Source organism: Stenotrophomonas sp. (assembly GCF_036662295.1).
In the GTDB taxonomy this organism is placed as follows: Bacteria; Pseudomonadota; Gammaproteobacteria; order Xanthomonadales; family Xanthomonadaceae; genus Stenotrophomonas.
The window spans coordinates 1-3,099 of the sequence record NZ_JAVWXA010000107.1 but is presented as its reverse complement, the minus strand read 5'-3'; the positions used below and the strand labels follow the sequence as shown (position 1 = coordinate 3,099).

Genomic DNA, 3,099 nt, shown 5'->3' with positions numbered 1-3,099 from the left:
CGGGGGGGTGGTGGGGCGGGGCGGCCCCCCCCCCCCCCCCGGCACTACCGGATGCGCTGCGGCTTGCGCCGCACGCATGGCAAGGCGGCTTCAGCCGGCCTTGCGCCGCAACGGGGTCACGTTGCTGGCGATCTTGGCGGCCTTCTTCGGCTTGGCATGTGCCGGCTGCGCATGGGTGGCAAAGAAATCGCGCACCTTCGGGTACACCGTCTCGCGCCAGCGACGGCCGCTGAAGATGCCGTAATGGCCGGCGCCTTCCACGATGAAATGCTCGCGGTGCTCGGCCGGGATGCCGCTGCACAGGGCCTGCGCCGCTTCGGTCTGGCCGAGTCCGGCAATGTCGTCCAGCTCGCCCTCGATGCTCAGCAGCGCGGTGCCGGTGATCGCGGCCGGGTCCACGCGCTCGCCGTTGACCACCCATTCCCCGCGCGGCAGCAGGAACTGCTGGAACACCACCTCGATGGTATCCAGGTAGTACTTGGCCGGCATGTCCAGCACCGCGTTGTATTCGTCGTAGAAGCGGCGGTGGGCGTCGGCGTCTTCCATGTCGCCCTTCACCAGGTCGGCATAGAAATCCCAGTGCGAACTGAAATGCCGGCTGGGATTCATCGACAGGAAGCCCGCATGCTGCAGGAAGCCGGGATACACGCGTCGGCCGGCGCCGGGATAGGTGCCCGGCACGGTGTGGATCACGTTGTTCTCGAACCACGACAGCGGGTTCTGCGTGGCCAGGTTGTTCACCGCGGTGGGGCTGCAGCGCGCATCGATCGGCCCGCCCATCATCACCAGCGTGCGCGGGGTCGGCTCGCCACGGCTGGCCATCAGCGAGACCGCCGCCAGCACCGGCACGGTCGGCTGGCACACGCTCACCACATGCAGCTTGTCAGCGCCGAGGTGGCGGATGAATTCCTGCACGTAGGCGATGTAATCGTCCAGGCCGAATTCGCCCTCGCTGCCCGGCACCATGCGTGCATCCACCCAATCGGTGACGTACACGCGGTGGTCGCGCAGCAGCGTGCGCACGGTATCGCGCAGCAGCGTGGCGTGGTGGCCCGACAGTGGCGCCACCACCAGCACGAACGGCTGGTTGAGCATGGTGTGCAGCTGGTCGGCCTCGTTGCTGTGGCGCTTGAAGCGCAGCAGCTTGCAGAACGGCTTGCTGACCTCCTCGTGCACCACGATCGGCACGCGCTCGCCCTCGACCTCGATTTCGTTGATGCCCCACTCGGGCTTCTCGTAATCCTTGCCGATGCGATGGAACAGCTCGTTGACCGCCGCCAGGCGATCAGCGCCCGGCATCTGCGACCACCAGTGGCCCTGGTTGGCGAAGAACTTCGCGTTGGCCTGGGCCTGGTGCACCCACGGGGCGAGCATGTTGCGGGTCAACTCATGCAGTTGATAAAGCATGGCGTCCGAATATGTATGGTCTTATGTTGCCGCGCAGCATAGCGCACCCGGCGGATCGGCGCGTTAATACGGGCCCCGTCTCATTTGTTATCGAACCTCAACGGTCGGCGCGTTCCAAGGCCGCCGCGTGCCCGGTGAGGCGGGGCGACAGCCAGCAGTGGGAGCCCAGTGCGGTGAAGCCGGCCGCCTTGAGATGGGTGCGGTACCAGCGCGCCGGGCGGGCCTGGAAGCCTTCGTGGTCGCCGTCGAAGGCATCCTCGGCGCTGAACGCCTCCAGGAACGCCACCCCGCCGGTGAGTTCGGCCAGGCCCTCCAGCGCCGGCCGCAGCTCGCGGCTGGGCACGTAGTGCATCACGTCCGCGCAGACCAGCAGGTCCACCGGCGCACAGGGGCGCAGCCAGGCGAAGTCCCCGATCCGGGCCGGGTGCAGGTTGCGGCTGCGGCCGTAGCGCTGCACCGCGTACTCGCTGCTGTCAAAGCCCATGTACTGCACGCGTGGCCGCAGCTTCAGCAACGGCGCGCGCCAGGCGCCTTCGCCGCAGCCGATGTCCAGCACGCTGCGGATCGGGCGTTCCAGGTAGTACTCGGCGCTGGCCACGGCCAGGGCCACCTTGCGCGCCAGGCGCGCGGCGCCGCCGGTCTGGTCGGCCTGGTACCAGCGTTGGAAGTAGGCGGCGTCGTAGGTCTTGTGCATGGGGAAGGGCGCGGTGGTGAAAACGGCGCCTATCGTACGGCCTGGCACCGTGGGATGCGTGGCGGTGGTGCGGCGATGGGTCGCGCCAGCCACCCATGGGGTGGCGCAACCGGGGCGTGCGAGAATGCCCGACAACCTACGCCAGCCGCCGGAGCGAGCGCATGCAGAGCTATTACTGGGTCAAGACCTTCCATCTGCTGTTCGTGGTGGCCTGGATGGCGGCGGTGTTCTACCTGCCGCGGATCCTGGTCAATCTCAGCGAGACGGCCGGCCAGTTGCCGGTGACCGAGCGGCTGCAACTGATGGGCCTGCGCCTGTACCGGTTTGGCCACATGATGTTCGGCTTCGCGCTGATCCTGGGCCTGGTGCTGTGGCTGGGCTACAAGGTGATCCCCGATTTCCCCACGATGGTGGCGCCGGGCGCGGCCGGCTGGCTGCATGCCAAGCTGGGGCTGGTGGTGCTGCTGCTGGTCTATTACTCCTGGACCGGGCGCCTGCTCAAGGGCAACGTGCGCGGCAAGCCGCTGCCGACCTCGCGCGCGCTGCGCTGGTTCAACGAGCTGCCGCTGGTGCTGTTCATCGGCGTGGTGTGGCTGGTGCTGGCCAAGCCGTTCTGAGTCATTGGGGACCGTGCGTCGGTAGTGCCGGCCGCTGGCCGGCTCCCGATAGCGTCTGGGAGGGTCGAGAGCCGGCCAGGGGCCGCCACTACCGATAGCGTCTGGGAGGGTCGAGAGCCGGCCAGCGGCCGGCACTACCGATAGCGTCCGGGAGGGTCGAGAGCCGGCCAGCGGCCGGCAGTATCCAGGCGGTTTTTGCTGGGTCGGGAGCCGGCCAGCGGCCGGCACTACCCATTAAAAAGGTTCTTCGCCCAACAGTGGGCCGGTGGCCGGCGGGAGATCAACGGCCGCGTCACGGGCTGTTGGTCGGTGGTCGTTGGGAACAAGGGGGCTGTGGGAAGCCGGCCAGCGGCCGGCACTACCGGCTTTTTCGGTGCGCAC

At 68.2% G+C, this 3,099-nt stretch carries 3 protein-coding genes; 1 reads left to right on the top strand and 2 read right to left on the bottom strand.

Features of this window, described 5'->3' with window-relative positions:
- Positions 1 to 90 precede the first annotated feature (90 nt).
- Entirely contained in the window at positions 91 to 1,407 is a 1,317-nt protein-coding gene (gene phaZ, locus RSA25_RS16285) for a polyhydroxyalkanoate depolymerase (RefSeq protein ID WP_332809888.1), read from the bottom strand.
- 97 nt (positions 1,408 to 1,504) lie between these two features.
- On the bottom strand, positions 1,505 to 2,101 hold the full coding sequence (locus tag RSA25_RS16280) for a class I SAM-dependent methyltransferase (RefSeq protein ID WP_332809887.1): 597 nt from the start codon (positions 2,099 to 2,101) through the stop codon (positions 1,505 to 1,507).
- 161 nt (positions 2,102 to 2,262) lie between these two features.
- On the opposite strand from RSA25_RS16280, the gene RSA25_RS16275 reads away from it, so the two are divergent.
- Positions 2,263 to 2,718 carry a CopD family protein gene (locus tag RSA25_RS16275; protein WP_332809886.1) on the top strand — a complete coding sequence of 152 codons (456 nt, stop codon included), beginning with the start codon at positions 2,263 to 2,265 and terminating at the stop codon, positions 2,716 to 2,718.
- Positions 2,719 to 3,099: the final 381 nt, after the last annotated feature.